The sequence below is a fragment of the Stenotrophomonas sp. 89682_Sma genome (assembly GCF_056481405.1).
In genome coordinates, this window is the sequence record NZ_CM151147.1 from 3982510 (window position 1) to 3998948 (window position 16439).

At 67.7% G+C, this 16439-nt stretch carries 18 protein-coding genes; 7 read left to right on the forward strand and 11 right to left on the reverse strand.

The features are described from left to right. Positions 1-20: 20 nt before the first annotated feature. From ACZK29_RS18345 to ACZK29_RS18355, 3 genes are all read left to right on the forward strand, one after another. A complete protein-coding gene (locus tag ACZK29_RS18345; RefSeq protein ID WP_111204103.1) occupies positions 21-653 on the forward strand; it encodes a 2-hydroxychromene-2-carboxylate isomerase in 633 nt (210 codons plus the stop codon). 95 nt (positions 654-748) lie between these two features. Next, positions 749-1690, forward strand: coding sequence for a DegV family protein (locus ACZK29_RS18350; protein WP_049428227.1), 942 nt, complete (start codon positions 749-751; stop codon positions 1688-1690). A 77-nt stretch (positions 1691-1767) separates the two neighbouring features. Further along, positions 1768-2106 carry a hypothetical protein gene (locus tag ACZK29_RS18355; RefSeq protein WP_111117776.1) on the forward strand — a complete coding sequence of 113 codons (339 nt, stop codon included), beginning with the start codon at positions 1768-1770 and terminating at the stop codon, positions 2104-2106. Between the two features lie 156 nt (positions 2107-2262). Here the strand turns inward: ACZK29_RS18355 and ACZK29_RS18360 are convergent, their stop codons facing one another. From ACZK29_RS18360 to ACZK29_RS18375, 4 genes are all read right to left on the reverse strand, one after another. Beyond that, positions 2263-3675: an efflux transporter outer membrane subunit gene (locus tag ACZK29_RS18360; protein WP_478446336.1), complete on the reverse strand. Its 1413-nt coding sequence runs from the start codon at positions 3673-3675 to the stop codon at positions 2263-2265. After that, complete coding sequence (locus tag ACZK29_RS18365; RefSeq protein ID WP_478446337.1) at positions 3672-4754, reverse strand: HlyD family secretion protein; 1083 nt, start codon at positions 4752-4754, stop codon at positions 3672-3674. The genes ACZK29_RS18360 and ACZK29_RS18365 overlap by 4 nt, the downstream gene beginning before the upstream one ends. Positions 4755-4775: 21 nt before the next feature. Continuing rightward, the gene (locus tag ACZK29_RS18370; protein ID WP_478446338.1) at positions 4776-6305 is read right to left on the reverse strand and encodes an MFS transporter; all 1530 of its coding nucleotides are present in this window, start codon (positions 6303-6305) and stop codon (positions 4776-4778) included. Between the two features lie 153 nt (positions 6306-6458). Beyond that, positions 6459-7376 carry a LysR family transcriptional regulator gene (locus ACZK29_RS18375; protein WP_111112416.1) on the reverse strand — a complete coding sequence of 306 codons (918 nt, stop codon included), beginning with the start codon at positions 7374-7376 and terminating at the stop codon, positions 6459-6461. A 141-nt stretch (positions 7377-7517) separates the two neighbouring features. Between ACZK29_RS18375 and ACZK29_RS18380 the strand changes: the two genes are divergently transcribed. Continuing rightward, positions 7518-7964, forward strand: coding sequence for a universal stress protein (locus tag ACZK29_RS18380; RefSeq protein ID WP_111204099.1), 447 nt, complete (start codon positions 7518-7520; stop codon positions 7962-7964). A gap of 5 nt (positions 7965-7969) precedes the next feature. Then, positions 7970-8440, forward strand: a complete 471-nt coding sequence (locus ACZK29_RS18385) for a hypothetical protein (RefSeq protein WP_111204098.1) — start codon at positions 7970-7972, stop codon at positions 8438-8440. A 54-nt stretch (positions 8441-8494) separates the two neighbouring features. On the opposite strand, the gene ACZK29_RS18390 is transcribed toward ACZK29_RS18385, so the two are convergent. The 6 genes from ACZK29_RS18390 to ACZK29_RS18415 all read right to left on the reverse strand — a co-directional run bounded on the left by ACZK29_RS18390 (position 8495) and on the right by ACZK29_RS18415 (position 13660). After that, positions 8495-9940, reverse strand: a complete 1446-nt coding sequence (locus ACZK29_RS18390; RefSeq protein WP_111204097.1) for a GGDEF domain-containing protein — start codon at positions 9938-9940, stop codon at positions 8495-8497. Between the two features lie 94 nt (positions 9941-10034). Next, complete coding sequence (gene fghA, locus ACZK29_RS18395) at positions 10035-10865, reverse strand: S-formylglutathione hydrolase (protein WP_459048113.1); 831 nt, start codon at positions 10863-10865, stop codon at positions 10035-10037. Between the two features lie 22 nt (positions 10866-10887). Further along, positions 10888-11232 carry a YqcC family protein gene (locus ACZK29_RS18400; protein WP_478446339.1) on the reverse strand — a complete coding sequence of 115 codons (345 nt, stop codon included), beginning with the start codon at positions 11230-11232 and terminating at the stop codon, positions 10888-10890. Between the two features lie 8 nt (positions 11233-11240). Continuing rightward, the gene (locus tag ACZK29_RS18405; RefSeq protein ID WP_459048115.1) at positions 11241-12350 is read right to left on the reverse strand and encodes an S-(hydroxymethyl)glutathione dehydrogenase/class III alcohol dehydrogenase; all 1110 of its coding nucleotides are present in this window, start codon (positions 12348-12350) and stop codon (positions 11241-11243) included. Positions 12351-12409: 59 nt separating this feature from the next. Then, on the reverse strand, positions 12410-12685 hold the full coding sequence (gene frmR / locus ACZK29_RS18410) for a formaldehyde-responsive transcriptional repressor FrmR (protein ID WP_005411009.1): 276 nt from the start codon (positions 12683-12685) through the stop codon (positions 12410-12412). Positions 12686-12754: 69 nt separating this feature from the next. Next, a complete protein-coding gene (locus tag ACZK29_RS18415; RefSeq protein ID WP_459048116.1) occupies positions 12755-13660 on the reverse strand; it encodes a LysR family transcriptional regulator in 906 nt (301 codons plus the stop codon). Positions 13661-13788: 128 nt separating this feature from the next. Between ACZK29_RS18415 and ACZK29_RS18420 the strand changes: the two genes are divergently transcribed. Together ACZK29_RS18420 and ACZK29_RS18425 are read left to right on the forward strand one after the other, a co-directional pair. Beyond that, positions 13789-14892: an alkene reductase gene (locus ACZK29_RS18420; protein WP_459048117.1), complete on the forward strand. Its 1104-nt coding sequence runs from the start codon at positions 13789-13791 to the stop codon at positions 14890-14892. A 59-nt stretch (positions 14893-14951) separates the two neighbouring features. Beyond that, positions 14952-15368: a VOC family protein gene (locus ACZK29_RS18425; RefSeq protein ID WP_478446340.1), complete on the forward strand. Its 417-nt coding sequence runs from the start codon at positions 14952-14954 to the stop codon at positions 15366-15368. 126 nt (positions 15369-15494) lie between these two features. On the opposite strand, the gene ACZK29_RS18430 is transcribed toward ACZK29_RS18425, so the two are convergent. Then, positions 15495-16379 carry a LysR family transcriptional regulator gene (locus tag ACZK29_RS18430; RefSeq protein WP_111204091.1) on the reverse strand — a complete coding sequence of 295 codons (885 nt, stop codon included), beginning with the start codon at positions 16377-16379 and terminating at the stop codon, positions 15495-15497. Between the last annotated feature and the right edge of the window lie 60 nt (positions 16380-16439).

The following is a 16439-nucleotide window of genomic DNA, read 5'->3' on the forward strand; positions in this document are numbered from 1 at the left end:
CCGCACACGAGGACATACGGATGGCAACGCTGCGCTGGTACTTCGATTTCGTCTCGCCCTACTCCTACCTGCACTGGCAGAAGCTGAAACAGCTGCCGCAGTTCGCGCAGATCCAGACCGTGCCGATCGCCTTCGGCGCGGTGCTGCATCACCTGGGCAACCTGGGCCCGGCGGAAATCCCCGCCAAGCGCCGCTTCGCATACCGCCACCTGCAATGGACCGCGCAGGCCGAGGGCACCCCGATGCGCTTCCCGCCCGGCCATCCGTTCAATCCGTTGTCAGCACTGCGCCTATGCCTGGCTGCCGGGGCCAGCGCCCAGGTGGTGGACGTGCTGTTCGACTGGATCTGGCGTGAGGGCCACGCCGGTGACAGCGCCGAGGCCCTGCGCGAACCGGGTGCGCAGCTGGGTATCGAGGATGTCGCGACCGCCATTGCCGATCCGGCGGTGAAGGAGCAACTGCGGCGCAACACGGAAGCCGCCATCGGCGCGGGCGTGTTCGGGGTCCCGACCCTGGCCATCGACCAGGAACTGTTCTGGGGCAACGACGCCCACCCACTGATGGCCGCCGTGCTGGCCGATCCCGCCCTGCTGCAGCAGCCCGAATGGCAACGCCTGGACAGCCTGCCGGTGGCGGTGCAGCGCAATCGCTGAACAGGGCGTGGCGCGTTTCCCTCGCGCGCCCGGCCAGGTTTTGAGATAGTTTTCACATTTCCGAACCTACAACCGCCCTGGAGGGGGAGCCGCGGATGCGCATCGGAATCGTCGTCGACTCGGCCTGCGACCTGCCGCAGGACTTCATTGCCGAGCACAACATCGTGCTGCTGCCGATCACCGTCCGCATCGGCGAAGCCGTGCTGGCCGATCATCGCGATGAGCAGGCCACGCTGAGTTTCCTGCACGCGCACGTGGCCGAGCATGGCGCTGAAGCGGAAACCATTCCCTTCAGCGTCAACCAGATCCGCGACCTGTTCCTGCAGCAGCTGGTGATCGATTACGACCACGTGTTCTGCATGACCATCACCAAGACCCGCAGCCCGATCCATGACAACGCGCTGCAGGCCAGCTTCGCCATCCTCAATGACTACAAGCCGGTGCGGCAGGCTGCAGGCTACAACTCGCCGTTCGCGCTGCGCGTGCTGGACACCCAGAACCTGTTCGCCGCCCAGGCGGTGACCGCGGTGGAAGCCGTGCGCCTGCGCGAGAGCAACGCCAGCGTGCAGCAGATCCGCGAACGGCTGGAGGAGCTGGCCGGCAACGTGCACGGCTACATGGTGACCCGTGACCTGTACTACATGCGTGCGCGCGCACGGCACAAGGGCGACCGCAGCGTTGGCCTGCTCAGCGCGGCGCTGGGCAGCGCACTGGACATCAAGCCGGTGCTGCACGGCTACCGCGGCGAGACCGGACCGGTCGCCAAGATCAAGGGCTTCGACAACGCCGTGCAGAAGCTGTTCGCGGTGGTTGGCCAGCGCGTACGTGCCGGGCTGATGACGCCGACGGTGTGCGTCAGCTACGGCGGAGAACTGGACGAGCTGCGCACCCTGCCCGGCTACGCCCAGTTGAAGGAGGTCTGCGCCACCCACGGCGTGGCCGTGTACGAATCGGTGATGAGCCTGACCGGCATGGTCAATGTCGGCAAGGGCGCGGTCACCGTGGGCTTTGCCGATGGGCCGCATCGGTTTGAATGAAGGCCGACCGTGGCTGGAATCTGCACATCGATTCCACCGCCACTGTGCCAGCCTTGCCGCACTTCAAGGAGAACTCCATGCCTGCGCAGTACCACATCAGCCTGCCCGATCCCTCCAAGGCCCGCGGCAACGACCCTGACTTGTCCTTCCATTCGCAGGGCGCCGCCGGCTTCGCCGAGGAACTGCAGGACGCCCTGCGCAGCGGCACGCTGTTCGAGCGCTGGAAGGCCAAGCAGCCCGATCCCGATGCAGTGGAAGTGCAGTGGGGCGCAACCGATCCGGAGGCCACCGTGACCGGCGAGCAGAAGGATCTGCGCATCAACCTGGTGGCCACCACCCGCATCGACAGCGACGTGTTCAAGCAGCGCCTGCGCCTGCTGGCCGGCCACCACTGGGAACTGCGCGACGTGCGTTGAGGCCTGGATCTGGTAGTGCCGGCCGCTGGCCGGCAACCGCAACAGCCACGAAGGTGCCGGCCAGCGGCCGGCACTACCCCGACGACTCCCTACCAGCCGCCACCCAAAGCCGTGCGCTGGTAGAGGCGCCGGGCATGGCCCGGCGTTTCCATATCGTTACCAGCCGCCGCCCAGCGCGCGGTACAGCTCCACACGCGCGATCGCGGCCGTGGCCTGGCTGTTGGCCAGCGCTGCCTGGTTGTCCAGCGCGATGCGCTGGGTGGTCAGCACGTCCAGCATGTCGACCACGCCGGCCTGGTACTGCCGGCGCGCCGCACCCAGCGCGGTCTCGCTTTCGTCCACCGCCACGTGCAGCTGCACGGTGCGCTGCTGTTCGGCGGCGTAACCATCGATGGCGTCGTCCACTTCATGCCAGGCCTGCAGCACCGTGCGCTGGAACTGCAGCGACGACTGCTGCTGCTGCAGCTTGCTCAACGCGAGGTTGGCCTTCAGCCGGCCGCCCTGGAAGATCGGCAGGCTGATCGACGGCCCGATGCTGAAGCGGTGTGCGTTCCAGCCATCCAGATCATCCAGCTGCTTGGCCTGGAAGCCAGCGTCGCCATTCAAGGTGATGCGCGGCAGGAAACTGGCCTTGGCCACGCCGATGCCGGCCGTTGCGGCATGCAACGCCGCTTCGGCACGACGGATGTCCGGGCGACGCTCGGCCAGTTCGCTGGGCAGTCCCACCGCCACGGCCGGCAGTGCGGGCCAGTCACGGCGTGCATTCTGAAGCTGCGTATCCAATGCCTGCGGAGGCTGCGCCAGCAGGAACGCCAGTGCATTGCGCAGCTGCGACTCACGGTGCCGCAGCGGCGCGATGCGTGCCTGCAGCGATGCCACCTGCGCGGACGCGCTGGACACCTGCAGCGTACTGGCAACGCCCTGCTGCTGGCGTGCCTCGGTCAGGCGCTTGATGTCGAGAGCGATGCTGAGGTTGTCCTCGGTGATCGCCAGCAACTGCCGCGTTTCACGCAGCTGCAGATAATCACGCGCGGTTTCCGCCAGCAGCGCGATGCGCACTGCATGTGCGTCCTCCTCGGCCATCTGCACACGCGCATCGGCGGCTTCCACCTGACGGCGCACGCGGCCCCACAGGTCCAGCTCCCAGCTCAGGCCGATGCCGGCCTGGAACAGCCCGTAGTCATCACGGCCGCCGTTGCCGGACGGATCATTCAGGCCCACCTCGCTGTTGCGTGCACGCACGCCACTGGCGCTCGCGCTGACGCTGGGCAGGCGATCGGCGGCGGTGATGCCGCGTGCGGCACGGCTCTGCTGCACGCGGTTGGCGGCCAGCTGCAGGTCCAGGTTGGCCGCCAGCACCTGGTTGGCCAGCTGCCCCAGCAGCGGATCGTCGAAACCGGCCCACCAGGCCGCGTCCTGGTCGATGGCATTACCGGCGACGGCCTCACCCTGCCAGTGGCTGGGCAGTTCCGCCTGCGGGCGTACGAAGTCCGGCCCCATCGTGCAGGCAGCCAGGGCTGTGCACAGGCTGGCCGCAACGAAGGTGCGGAACACGATGACTGCGCTCATGCGCCCTCCCCGGCCGCATGGCCCGGACTGTGCTGCACGCTCTGCGCGCGTGCGCGGCTGCCCAGGTCAACGCGGGCTTCCACCGACATGCCGGCACGCAGCTGGTCCAGCAGCGGCTGGCCCGGCTCCAGCACGATCTTCACCGGAATGCGCTGCACCACCTTGGTGAAGTTGCCGGTGGCGTTCTCCGGTGCGACCGCGGCGAAGGTGACGCCAGTGGCCGGCGCGATGCTGTCGATGTGCCCGCGCAGTGGCTTGCCCGGGAACACGTCCACCTTCAGTTCGACCTGCTGGCCGGCCTGCATGCGGGTCATCTGGGTTTCCTGGAAGTTGGCGACCACGAAGGCCCGCTTCAACGGCACCACCGCGGCCACCGCGGTGCCCGGGGTCAGGTAGGCACCGACGCGCACTGCACGACGACCGACCATGCCGTCGATCGGTGCACGCAGCACGGTGTGCGACAGATCCAGTTCGGCGCGGGCCTGCGCCGCTTCCGCGCGTTGCACCGCGGCCTGCGCGGCCTGCACACCGGCGGCCAGGATGTCGGTGCGCTGGCGCGCGGTCGACAGCGCCGCCTGACCCTGCTGCAGGTGGGCACTGGCCACGGCCTGCTTCGACTGCGCCTGCTGCGCGTTCTGTACGGTTCCGGCGCCATCACGGGCCAGTTCGCGGTAGCGCTGCTGGTCGGCGCTGGCCAGGGTCAGTTCGGAACGGCTGACATCGACACTGGCCTTGGCCTGCTCGATCAGCGAATCCTGCTGGGCCAGTGCGGCCTGTGCGTTGGCGAGCTGTGCGCGGGCATTGGCAAGGTCGGCACGCGCCGCCTGCAGTGCCACCTGGTAGTCGCGGTCGTCGATGCGGGCGAGCACGTCGCCGGCCTTCACCGACTGGTTGTCCTCGACTTCCACGGCACTGACGAAGCCGGGAATCTTCGGCGCCACCAAAGTGTAGTCAGCCACCACGTACGCATTGTTGGTGCTCTGGTGGCCAGAGTCGCGCAGCAGCAGCCAGGCGCCGATGGCCAGCGCCAGCACGCCCAGGCCCAGCCCGGTGTTGAGAGTGGTTCGATTGATCGTCATGAGGGGGTTCCTGCGAAATGTTCAGGCCACGGCACGTGGCGGATGGATGCGGGTGGGCATCCAGGCAATGAGCGGAATGAAGGCCAGCGCCACCAGCGCGACCACCCAGTACAGGTCAGCCGAGGTCAGTGCCTGCACCTGTGCATGCAGGCGCGCGCCGAGCTGCGGGCCATCGGCCAGCCACGGTTGCTCGCCCAGGCGGTCGACCAGCACGGTGGAATGGAAATGACGGCGGCCCTGGGCGACGGCGTCGAGCACGCCGCTGGCAAGCACCGCAGCGAAACCCTTGACCGTGTTGAACCACGCCGAGGCGAACGGGCCGTCCTGCGGCGCCAGGCCGCCGGTGGCCAGCATCAGCAGCGGCAGCACCGCCATCGGTTGTGCGAACACCTGCAGCAGCTGCACCCACAGGAAGTTGTCACGGATCCAGGCCACGTCCAGGTGCGAGCCCAGCCAGCAGGCCAGCGCCAGCATCGCCAGGCCGGTGGCCTGCACCCAGCGGCAATCCACCGCGCGGATGTTCAACAGGGCCGCCACCAGCGGCAGCGCGATCACCTGTGGCAGTGCCACCCACAGCAGCATCGGTGCCGTCTGCAGCGGCCGGTAGCCCTGCACGCTGGCCAGGAAGCCGGACGGGATCGAGATCACCGCCAGCAGCACGAACAGCACGCCGCCCAGCGTCACCAGCGAGTAGCTGAGATTGCGGTTGGCCAGCAGCTGCAGCTTGAAGAACGGCAAGGGGTGGAACCATTCATTGATCATGAACAGCACCATCAGGCCGGCACCGCCACCGATCATCAACGTGATCATCGGCGAGTCGAACCAGTTCAGCCGCGGGCCCTGCACCAGGCCCAGCACCAGCAGTACCAGCGCCGGCAGGCCGAGCAGCAGGCCGACCGTATCGAACTGGGCGAAGCGTTCGAGCCGCAGCGGGTCCTGCGGCAGGCCCCAGCCGACCATCGCCATCGCCGCCAGGCAGTACGGCACGATCTGCCAGAACGCCCAGTGCCAGCCCACCTGCTCGACCCAGAACGCAGCCAGCGGCGTACCCATGCTCGGGCCGAAGGTCGCGGTCAGCGCATAGCCGGCCAGGCCATACAGCTTGATGCCCGGTGGCAGGAAGCGCAGCGCCACGCTCATCAGCAGCGGCGGCAGTGCACCACCGCACAGGCCCTGCAATGCACGCAGCAGCAGGAAGACCTGCAGGTTCGGGGCCAGCGGGCACAGCACGCCCAGCACCATGAAGCCACCGATCATCGCCAGCGCGAAACGGCGCAACGAGAAGGTGGCGGCACACCACGGTGCGAAGGCCATCGCGCTGACCGACATCGCGCTGTAGAGGGCGACGATCCAGCTGCCGTCATCGACGCTGAAACCCATCGCCCCGCGGATGTCGGCCAGCGCGACCTTGGTGATGTTCTCGTTGAAGCCCGACACCAGCACCGCCAGCAGCACGCCACACAGGCCGACCAGGACGCGGCGGTCGAGCCCGGGGGCGGCGGCAGGACGGGGCGCTGCAGCGGCCGGGACAGCGGCGGCCGGCGTACTCATCGCCGGGCACCGATCCGTGCAGTACACGGCATGTTGAGGGTCATTGGAATGCGCTCAGTGAAACTCCGGGGAGCGCAGTCTAGGGAGCAGGTACCCTGTGAAAAATGGCGTCGCCGGCATCCCAGGCGTGCGTCCGGCGCACGCCTGCGGCTGTCAGCGGTGGGCGTCCTCGACGCGCTCGCACATGGTCTTGATCGAGCGGCGCAGCCACTGGTGCGCGGCATCGTTGTCCAGCCGCGGATGCCAGGCCTGCACGATGGCCGCGGTACGCACCGGGATCGGCAGCGGGAACAGGCGCAACGGCAGGCGCATGCTGACGATCCGCTCCAGCATCACGCTCGGCATCTGCGGCAGGATCAGGTCTGATTCGGCCGCCGCGAAGATCGCACCGTGGAAGGTCGGGCTGATCAGCGCCACGCGGCGCTGCAGGCCGAGGGTGGCCAGGTCATCATCGATCGGCCCACGTGGCAGGCCACGGCGCGACACAGCGATGTGGTCGCAGGCGGCAAAGCGCTCGGCGCTGATCTCCTCATCGAACAATGGATGGTCCTCGCGCGCGGCGCCCATGAACGAGGTACTGAACAGGTTCTGCACCTTGGTGTCGGGCGCGTGCTTGCCGGCGGTGCTGATGTACAGGTCGATCCGGCCCTGCGCCATCGCATCGTCGTCGGTATCGCCCTCGGGCACGAAGCGCAGCACCGCGCGCGGCGCCTGCTGGCGGAACAGTTCACGCAGGCGTCCGCCGAATCCGCCGATGAAGACATCATTGGCGCGGACATTGAAGGTGCGCTCCAGGGTGCGCAGGTCGATCTCGCGACCGGCATTGAAGACGCGGTGGGCCTGCTCGATCACGTCGCGGACCTGCTCACGCAGCTGCAGGGCGCGCGGCGTAGGCGCCAGCCCGCGGCCGGCACGCACCAGCACCGGGTCGCCCAGGGCGGTGCGGATCCGGCCCAGGGTACGGCTCATCGCCGGCGCGCTCAGGTTCATCCGCCGCGCGGCGGCGGCCACGCTGCATTCGTCGATCAGCACGTCCAGTGCCAGCAACAGGTTCAGGTCCGGCAGGGGCATGACAGTCTCCAGTAAATCAGATGAATCTACGGCACTCCTGGCCTCAGTGGATTGCGTTTGACGCATTCATTGACTGCCGTGCACGGCATGGGTGCGCGCGATGACATCGGCGACCATCCCCGGCCTGCAAAGGAGACATCCATGTTCAATACCCTGCTGGTCGCCCTGGACGGTGGCCCCCAGCACGCGCGCGTGCTGGACCTGGCCGCGGCCATTGCCGGCCCCCGCAGCCGCCTGCACCTGCTGTGCGTGCTCGCCCCCGAGTTCGCGCTGGCCGCCGATGCCAGCGAAGCCGACCGCATCGAGTATCCGGAAGCCGCCCGCCAGCGCTCCCGCGCCGAGGCGGTGCTGGCCGAAGCCCTGGCCGATCTGCGCGAGCGCGGCGTCGATGCCATCGCGCAGATCCCCTCAGGCGACCCCGGCGAAGTCATCAGCGACCAGGCCAGGCGCCTGAAGTGCGACCTGATCGTGATCGGCCACCGCCACCTGTCCCGGCTGGAACGCCTGTTCGAACCCTCGATCGGGCAATGGACCATCGATCACGCCCCCTGCCCCGTGCTGGTGGAAACCCGCGACCCACACCCCTAGCTGCCATGGCTTCCCGTTCCCCCTTGTTTCCCACCCGGGTCAGCTACCGTGCCTTCGGCCGCCAGTTCGGCCGTGGCGAGCAGGCGCTGCTGGCGGCGATACGCCAGCTGCGTGACCCCGATCTCGTGGCCGATGGACTCGCACAGCTGAGCGGCCTTGGCCTTGATCCTGAAGGCTGCGACGCGTTCATCAACCTGCTGCCGCTGCTGGCCACGCCCGCGGCGCCGATCGACCTGCTGCCCGCCGGCTCTCCCTTCATTGCCGCCAGCGAACTGGACCTGCTGGTCTGCCTGCTGCGCATCGCCCAGTGGCGGCATGCACGGCCCCGCGAAGACGACACGCTGGCACCGCTGCGGCAGCAGCTGGCACGCTGTGCTGTGGCCGTGCAGGCAGCGAAGCTGCCGTTGCGGCAGCGATCATTGTCACCTGTCGGGCTGAGGCTGCTCGATCCCACCGGCTGGCTGCGGCAACGATGACCGCTCGGCACCGCAGGTGCGCGATGCCGCATCAGGGCTGATCACGCGTCGCCCTCAGCAATCCATCGTGCCGTGCGTGCTGCCTTCGTCATCGAGCACGTGCGCGTGCAGGATCACCTGATTGCGGCCGGCACGCTTGGCCGCGTACAGGCCGGCATCGGCGTCCGCCAGCAGCTGGTCGGCGCTGGCCAGGGCCGGCGGGTGCAGGTAGCCCACGCCGATGCTGATGCTGACCGAACCTTCCGGCAGTGGCAGTGCTTCCACCGCTTCGCGCAGGCGTTCGGCCAGCGCCAGCACGCCCGACAGCGGGCTTCCGGGCACGATCACCGCGAATTCTTCGCCGCCATAGCGCGCAACACTGTCGCCTGCACGGCCGGCGCTGACCTTCAGGATCGCCGCCACGGCCTGCAGGCAGCGGTCCCCGGCAGGGTGGCCATGCCGGTCATTGAAGGCCTTGAAATGGTCGATGTCCAGCAGCAACAGGCCCAGTTCGCTGCCACTCCGCCGCGCACGGTTCCATTCGGCCAACAGCAATGCGTCGAACTCGCGCCGGTTGGCCACGCCAGTCAGGCCATCCTGTCGTGCCAGCTGGTCCAGCGATGCCTGCCGCTCCATCAAGTCCACCTGCAGCAGGATGCTGCGCAGGCCGAAGCCCAGCGTCGCAACCACGAACCCTGTGACCGCCAGTGGTCGGGCATGGTCGACCACCAGTGTCCCCACCACCAGCAGCAGCAGCGGCAGGATCATCGGACCGGCCGCCTGCACCGTGCGTGCCAGCCGTGGGTGCAGCACGAAACTCGGCGCCGGTGCCCGGCTCAGCGCCAGCAGTGCCAGCAGCAGGAACGGTAGGTCGATCAGCAGGTCGTTGTAGGCACCGAACGACTGCTCTGCGGTGTAGTGGTTGATGTAGTAGGCCACCAGCAGATAGGCCACCGCGTACTTCGCCAGGGCGCGGAAGAAGTTGCGCCGCTCCGGAACGTCGCCGACCAGCCAGCGCACCACAGCGAACGCCGCAATGCACAGGTTCTGGATATCGAACATGCGCTGCATGTTGGCCATTGCATGGTCATCAACGTCGATGCGGGCGGCAAACGACTGCGCGTGCACGAAGAACAGCACACCCAGCAGCGCGGCCATGGCCGCGTCGATCAGACTGATGCTGAGCCGTTCGCGGCGTGCACGGGCCAGGATGAACACCAGCGGCACGCCATAAAGCACATACAGGAACAGACTGACCTGCGGCGTGACGTCGGCACGGCCGGCGCCCAGCGCATCGACCATGTTGAAGGCCATGCCTCCGCCCCACAGCAGCAGGGCCAGCGCGGTGGCACGCCAACCCAGCGCGGCGCCATCGCGGCGGGCCCGCCACAGGCAGGCGGCGGCGGCCAGCAATGGGGCGCCGGTCAGGAACACGAAGGAACCCGCACCGACGGGCCCCGGCCACATGGCCAGGACCAGGCCATGGCACAGCACATACAGCAGCGCCAGCACTACCGGCATGCATCCCCCGATCGGCAAGGCCGTATGGGCGCACGATAGCCCGGGGCGGCGCCACGATGGTGTGATCCATCGCTGAAAAAGGGGATGGAGCGGGTCAGTCCTCCAGCGCGCGGGCGTGGTGAGCGATGTGCTCGCCAATGAAGCTGGCAATGAAGTAGTAACTGTGGTCGTAGCCGGGCTGCAGGCGCAGGGTCAGCGGATGTCCGGCCGCGTCGCAGGCCGCCTGCAGGCGCTGCGGCTGCAGTTGGGTCTGGAGGAACTCATCCGCCTCGCCCTGGTCGACCAGCAGCGGCAACCGCTCTTTGGCGCTGGCCAGCAGCGCGCACGCGTCCCACTGCGCCCAGTCGGCCGGGTTGTCGCCCAGATAAGCCGTGAACGCCTTCTGCCCCCACGGCACGTGGCTGGGCGCGACGATCGGCGAGAACGCCGACACACTGCGGTAGCGCCCGGGGTTGCGCAGCGCGATCACCAGCGCACCGTGGCCGCCCATGGAATGCCCGCTGATGGCGCGCGCAGCGTTTACCGGGAACTGGGCCTCGATCAGTGCCGGCAGCTCCTGCGCCACGTAGTCGTGCATGCGGTAGTGCGTCGCCCACGGCGCGCGGGTGGCATTGAGATAGAAGCCAGCGCCCTTGCCCAGGTCGTAGCCTTCGGCATCGGCCACATCCTCGCCGCGAGGACTGGTATCGGGCGCTACCAGGATCACCCCATGCTCGGCCGCATAGCGCTGCGCGCCGGCCTTGGTGATGAAATTCTGCTCGGTGCAGGTCAGCCCGCTCAGCCAGTACAGCACCGGCAACTTCTGCGCTTCCGCCTGCGGCGGCAGGTACACGGCGAACTGCATGTCGCAGCCCAGCGTGGTCGAATGATGGCGGTAGACGTCCTGCCAGCCACCGAAACAGGCGCGGTGTTCAATGCGTTCCATGGAACTCTCCTGCGTGCCGGCGTCAGCCGTCACGTGTGTTGATCAACTCATCCAGCTGCGACAGCAGGCGCAGCAGCGGCTCGACGCCGCGCTGGCCATCCAGGTTGCGGTACGCGGCCACCGCCACATCGCTGCGCGGTGGCCATCGGCCGTCGGCGCGTGCCTCGTGCAGCCGCGGCAGGAAGACCTGCGCCAGCCAGTGCTCGAACGGCATCTCATCGATGCCGAACGGTGAATCCACCGGCCGCGGTGCACCGACCTCGCCTTCGACCCAGCCCAGCGCGCGCAGCGCCTGCTCGATCGGGGCGACCAGGGCCGCGCGCGGGTCTTCCGCACGCGGCCGGCGCAGGGCATCCAGCCAGCCCATGCCGTGGCTCAGTAATGCACGACCGAACGGATCGACTTGCCTTCATGCATCAGGTCGAAGGCTTCGTTGATCTTGTCCAGGTCCATGGTGTGGGTGACGAACGGGGCCAGTTCGATGTCGCCCTTCATCGCATCCTCGACCATGCCCGGCAGCTGGCTGCGGCCCTTCACGCCACCGAAGGCGGTGCCCATCCACTTGCGGCCGGTCACCAGCTGGAACGGACGGGTGGAGATCTCCTGGCCCGAACCGGCCACGCCGATCACCACGCTCTGGCCCCAGCCACGGTGCGCGCATTCCAGCGCCGCGCGCATCACGTTGACGTTGCCGATGCACTCGAAGCTGTGGTCCACGCCCCAGGTGGTCATTTCCACGATGACCTGCTGGATCGGCTTGTCGTAGTCCTTCGGGTTGATGCAGTCGGTGGCACCGAATTCGCGGGCCAGTTCGAACTTGGACGGGTTGGTGTCCACCGCGATGATGCGGCCGGCCTTGGCCTGGCGCGCGCCCTGGATTACCGCAAGGCCAATGCCACCGAGGCCAAACACGGCCACGCTGTCGCCTTCCTGCACCTTAGCGGTGTTATGCACCGCGCCGATGCCGGTGGTGACGCCGCAGCCAAGCAGGCAGACGTGTTCCGGGTTGGCGTCCGGGTTGATCTTGGCCAGCGAGACTTCAGCCACCACGGTGTACTCGCTGAAAGTCGAGCAGCCCATGTAGTGGTACAGCGGCTCGCCGTTGTAGCTGAAGCGGCTGGTGCCGTCGGGCATCACGCCCTTGCCCTGGGTCGCGCGCACGGCCACGCACAGGTTGGTCTTGCCGCTCTTGCAGAACAGGCACTCGCCGCACTCGGCGGTGTACAGCGGAATCACGTGGTCGCCGGGCTTGACGCTGGTCACGCCCTCGCCCACTTCCACCACGATGCCGGCGCCTTCATGGCCCAGCACCACCGGGAACAGGCCTTCCGGATCATCGCCGGACAGGGTGAACGCATCGGTGTGGCAGACACCGGTGTGGGTGATCTTGACCAGCACTTCGCCCTTCTTCGGCGGGGCGACATCGATCTCGACGATCTGCAGCGGCTGGCCGGGACCAAAGGCGACGGCGGCACGGGACTTCATGGTGGATTCTCCAGGAAAACAAGGGAAACAGGATGCGCGGCGCTACGTTGCGCCAACGTTTACTTCAGGTACGAGCGGATCAACGCACTCATGTCGCGCACGCGCTCGGCGCGTTGTTCATCAGAGGCCGCGGGCTGGCCGAACTCCTCGCGCAGATGGGCCTCCATCACCTCGGACATCAGGCCGTTGACCGCGCCACGGATGGCCGCGATCTGCTGCAGCACCGGCCCACAGTCGGCACCGGCTTCCAGCGCGCGGTCCAGCGCATCGCACTGGCCGCGGATGCGGCGCACGCGGGCCAGGACCTTCTTTTTCTCTTCGGGGGAGTGCGGCATGGCGAGGCCATCCAGAAACTATACTGGGGGATAGTATACACATCCCCTTCCCGACTCAATGAACGGCGTTCAGTCGAACACGCCTTCCCGCGCCAACCGGGTCAACTCATCCACCACATAGCGCACCTTCGGCCGCAGGTGGCGGGTCGGTGGCCACAGCGCATGGATGTCGATATGCCGCTGCATGTCTGCGTCCAGCACCGAGTGCAGCGCGCCGGATTCCAGATGTCGGCGCACCAGTGAAATGGGCATCTGGCAGATACCCAGCCCGGCGATGGCCGCGTCGATCACCGCGTCACCGTCGTTGAGCTGGTAGGCCGCATTTGGAATGAAGGTTCCTTCCGCATCATCACTGCCGATCCGCCACGCCACCGGCTGGCCGTGGCGGAAGCCGACGATGCTGCGGTGCTGTGCCAGTTCCTCAACGGTGTGCGGGGTGCCATGTGCCTGCAGGTACGCTGGCGATGCACAGGTGACCAGCCGCTGGCGCCCCAGCCGGCGTGCCACCAGATGCTCGGCCTGGTGCAGCCCACCGAAGCGGATCAGCAGGTCGATGCCTTCCTCGACCGGATCGATGAAGTGATCGGTGAAGGTCATCGTCAACTGCAGGTCCGGGTACTCCCGGCACAGCCGCAGCAGCACCGGCAGCACCACCAGCCGCCCGAACGAGGACGGCATGTCGATGCGCAGCCGCCCGCTGGGCAGCCCGGCCGACCCCAGGCAGGCCTCGGCCGCGGAAATCTCTTCCAGAGCCGCCGCGCAGGAGGCGTAGTACGCCTCGCCATCGCTGGTCAGCGCAATGCGCCGCGTGGTGCGATGGAACAGGCGCACGCCCAGTCGCGCTTCGAGCCGCGCGATGGCCTTGCCCACCGCCGAGCGCGAAATGCCCAGCGCATCGGCGGCTTCAGTGAAGCTGCCCGAGCGTGCCGTGGTGACGAAGGTCACCAGGCCATTCAAGGATTCCAGTGGCAACATCTTTACACGCTCCATTGGGGACAAATAGTCCCGCTCAACGGGAAATCGAAGCGCTTTATGCACCCGCATGTCAACGCCATCCTGTGTCCATCGCGCCGCTGGCGCCTCCCCGCACCGAGATGACCGACATGACCGCCGCCCTCTTCCACCCCTTCGACCTTTCAGGCACCGCCCTGCGCAACCGCATCGCGATGGCCCCGATGACCCGTGCCCGCAACCCCGGTTCGGTCGCCAATGAGCTCACCGCGCAGTACTACCGGCAACGTGCCAGCGCCGGCCTGATCATCAGCGAAGGCACGCCGGTCTCGCCGCAGGGCCAGGGTTACATCGACGTGCCGGGTATCTGGTCGGCCGAACAGGTGGCCGGTTGGACGCTGGTCACCGAGGCGGTGCATGCCGCTCAGGGCACGATCTTTGCCCAGCTCTGGCACGTGGGCCGCATGTCGCATTCCTCGCTGCAGCCCGATGGTGGGCAACCGGTCAGCGCCGGCACGCGCCCGGTGGCCAGCGCACCGAAGAACACCTCGTTCGTCTATCTGGAAGACGGCAGCCGCGGCCACGCAGATCCCACCCCGGCACGTACGCTGGCCACCGACGAAATCCCCGGCATCATTGCTGACTTCGCACGGGGCGCCGACAACGCGATCGCCGCCGGCTTCGACGGCATCGAGCTGCATGCCGCCAATGGCTACCTGTTCGAACAGTTCCTCAACCCGCTCATCAACCAGCGCGACGACCGCTACGGCGGCTCACTGCCCAACCGTGCGCGGCTGATCCTGGAGACGGTCGATGCGATGGCCGAACGCATCGGTGCACACCGCATCGGCGTGCGCCTGGCGCCGAGCAACCTCACCTTCGACATGCCGTTCTACCCCGACAACGAAGCCACCTATCTGTACCTGGCCGAAGAACTGGGCAAGCGCGGGCTGGCCTACCTGCACCTCAACGACAACCTGCAGCAGGGTGAATCGGTGCTGGGCAGCGCGTTCCTGAAGCAGTTCAAGCAGGCCTACGGTGGCACCGTGATCCTGGCCGGTGGCATGACCCGCGAACGCGCGCTTGAACTGGTCGAAGCGGGCACCATCGACCTGGCCGCGTTCGGCCAGCCCTTCATCGCCAACCCGGATCTGGTCGAACGCCTTCGGCACGACGTCGCGCTGGCCACGCCTGACCGCAGCACCTATTACGGTGGCGGCGAGGCGGGCTACCTCGATTACCCACGCGCACAGTAGATCCACGCCATGCGTGGATGGGGGCATACACTGCCCACCCGCATCCACCGGATCTGACCATGGATACGCCCACCGCAGCGTTCATCGTCAACCTCGACGTCCCCGACCTGGCCGCCGCCGAAGACTTCTACATCCGGGCCTTCGGCCTACGCATCGGCCGCCGTCTCGGCCCGGGCTCCGTGGAGCTGCTCGGTGGGCCAACGCCGCTCTACCTGCTGCACAACGACGCCGGCAGCGCTGCCACCGAAGACGGCGACGTGCGCGACTACGAGCGCCATTGGACGCCGCTGCACCTGGATTGGGTGGTGGATGACATCGAGGTCGCACTGGCCCGTGCGGTTGCGGCCGGGGCGACGCTCGAACAATCCGTGCGCGAGCGTCGCTGGGGCCGCATCGCCGTGCTGACCGATCCGTTCGGCCACGGCTTCTGCCTGATCCAGTTCAGTGGCGAAGGCTACGACGCGCTGGTCGAATGAATTGCTGGCTGCGTCGCGGGCACCCATCCACGCATGGCGCGGATCTACTGCCCCGCTTCAAGCAACGCGTGGAGGCTGTCGTTCCGCAGTGGATCCACGCCATGCGTAGATGCAAACCACCGCACCTCACTCGCGCAGCATGTCCACGAACGCGCGCAGCGCACCGGGCATCTGCCGCTGCTTCGGGTAGTACAACGCGAAGCCGGCGAAGGGCTCGCTCCAGTCTTCCAGTACCGCCACCATCTGCCCCGAGTCGATATACGGCCGCGCGGTGTCCTCCAGCACGTAGGCCAGGCCGATGCCATCAAGCACTGCACCGACCACGGTGCCCTGCTCGCTCAACGTGAGCCGGCCCGGCACGTCGATCTCCAACGCTTGCCCGCTACGCTCGAACTGCCATTTGTACAGATGCCCGCTGGCAAAGCGGAAGCGGATGCACTCATGCGCGACCAGATCACGCGGATGCTGCGGCGCCGGATGCCGCCGCAGGTAGTCCGGCGAGCCGACAATCAGCCCGCGCAGCGGCGGCCCCATCGGCACCGCCACCATGTCCTCGGGCACGAACTCGTGCAGGCGCACGCCCGCGTCGTAGCCCTCGGCGACGATATCGACCAGGCCATCGTTCTCGGTCAGCTCGACGCGCACGTCCGGATGGGCGTGCAGGAAGCGCGCCAGCCGCGGCCCCAACTGGGTCGCCACCGCCGCGCGGGTGGCATTGATGCGCAGGAGGCCGGCCGGGGCGGCGCGGAACTGGTTCATCTCTTCCAATGCGTCATGTACCTGGCCCAGCGCCGGCTGCAGGCGCTCCAGCAGGCGCTGCCCGGCCTCGGTCAGGGCCACGCTGCGGGTAGTGCGATGGAACAGGCCCACCCCCAACCGTTCCTCCAGCGCGCGGATCGCGTAGCTCACTGCCGAGGTCGACAGCGCCAGCTCGGCGCCGGCACGGCGGAAGCTGCGGTGGCGGGCGACTGCGGCGAACGCGGCCAGGTGGGTGAGGTTGTCAGTGGCCATGATTGTCCAGTTTCACTTGATGAATCATGCCGATATCCGCGCTTCATGACGCTGGGAACG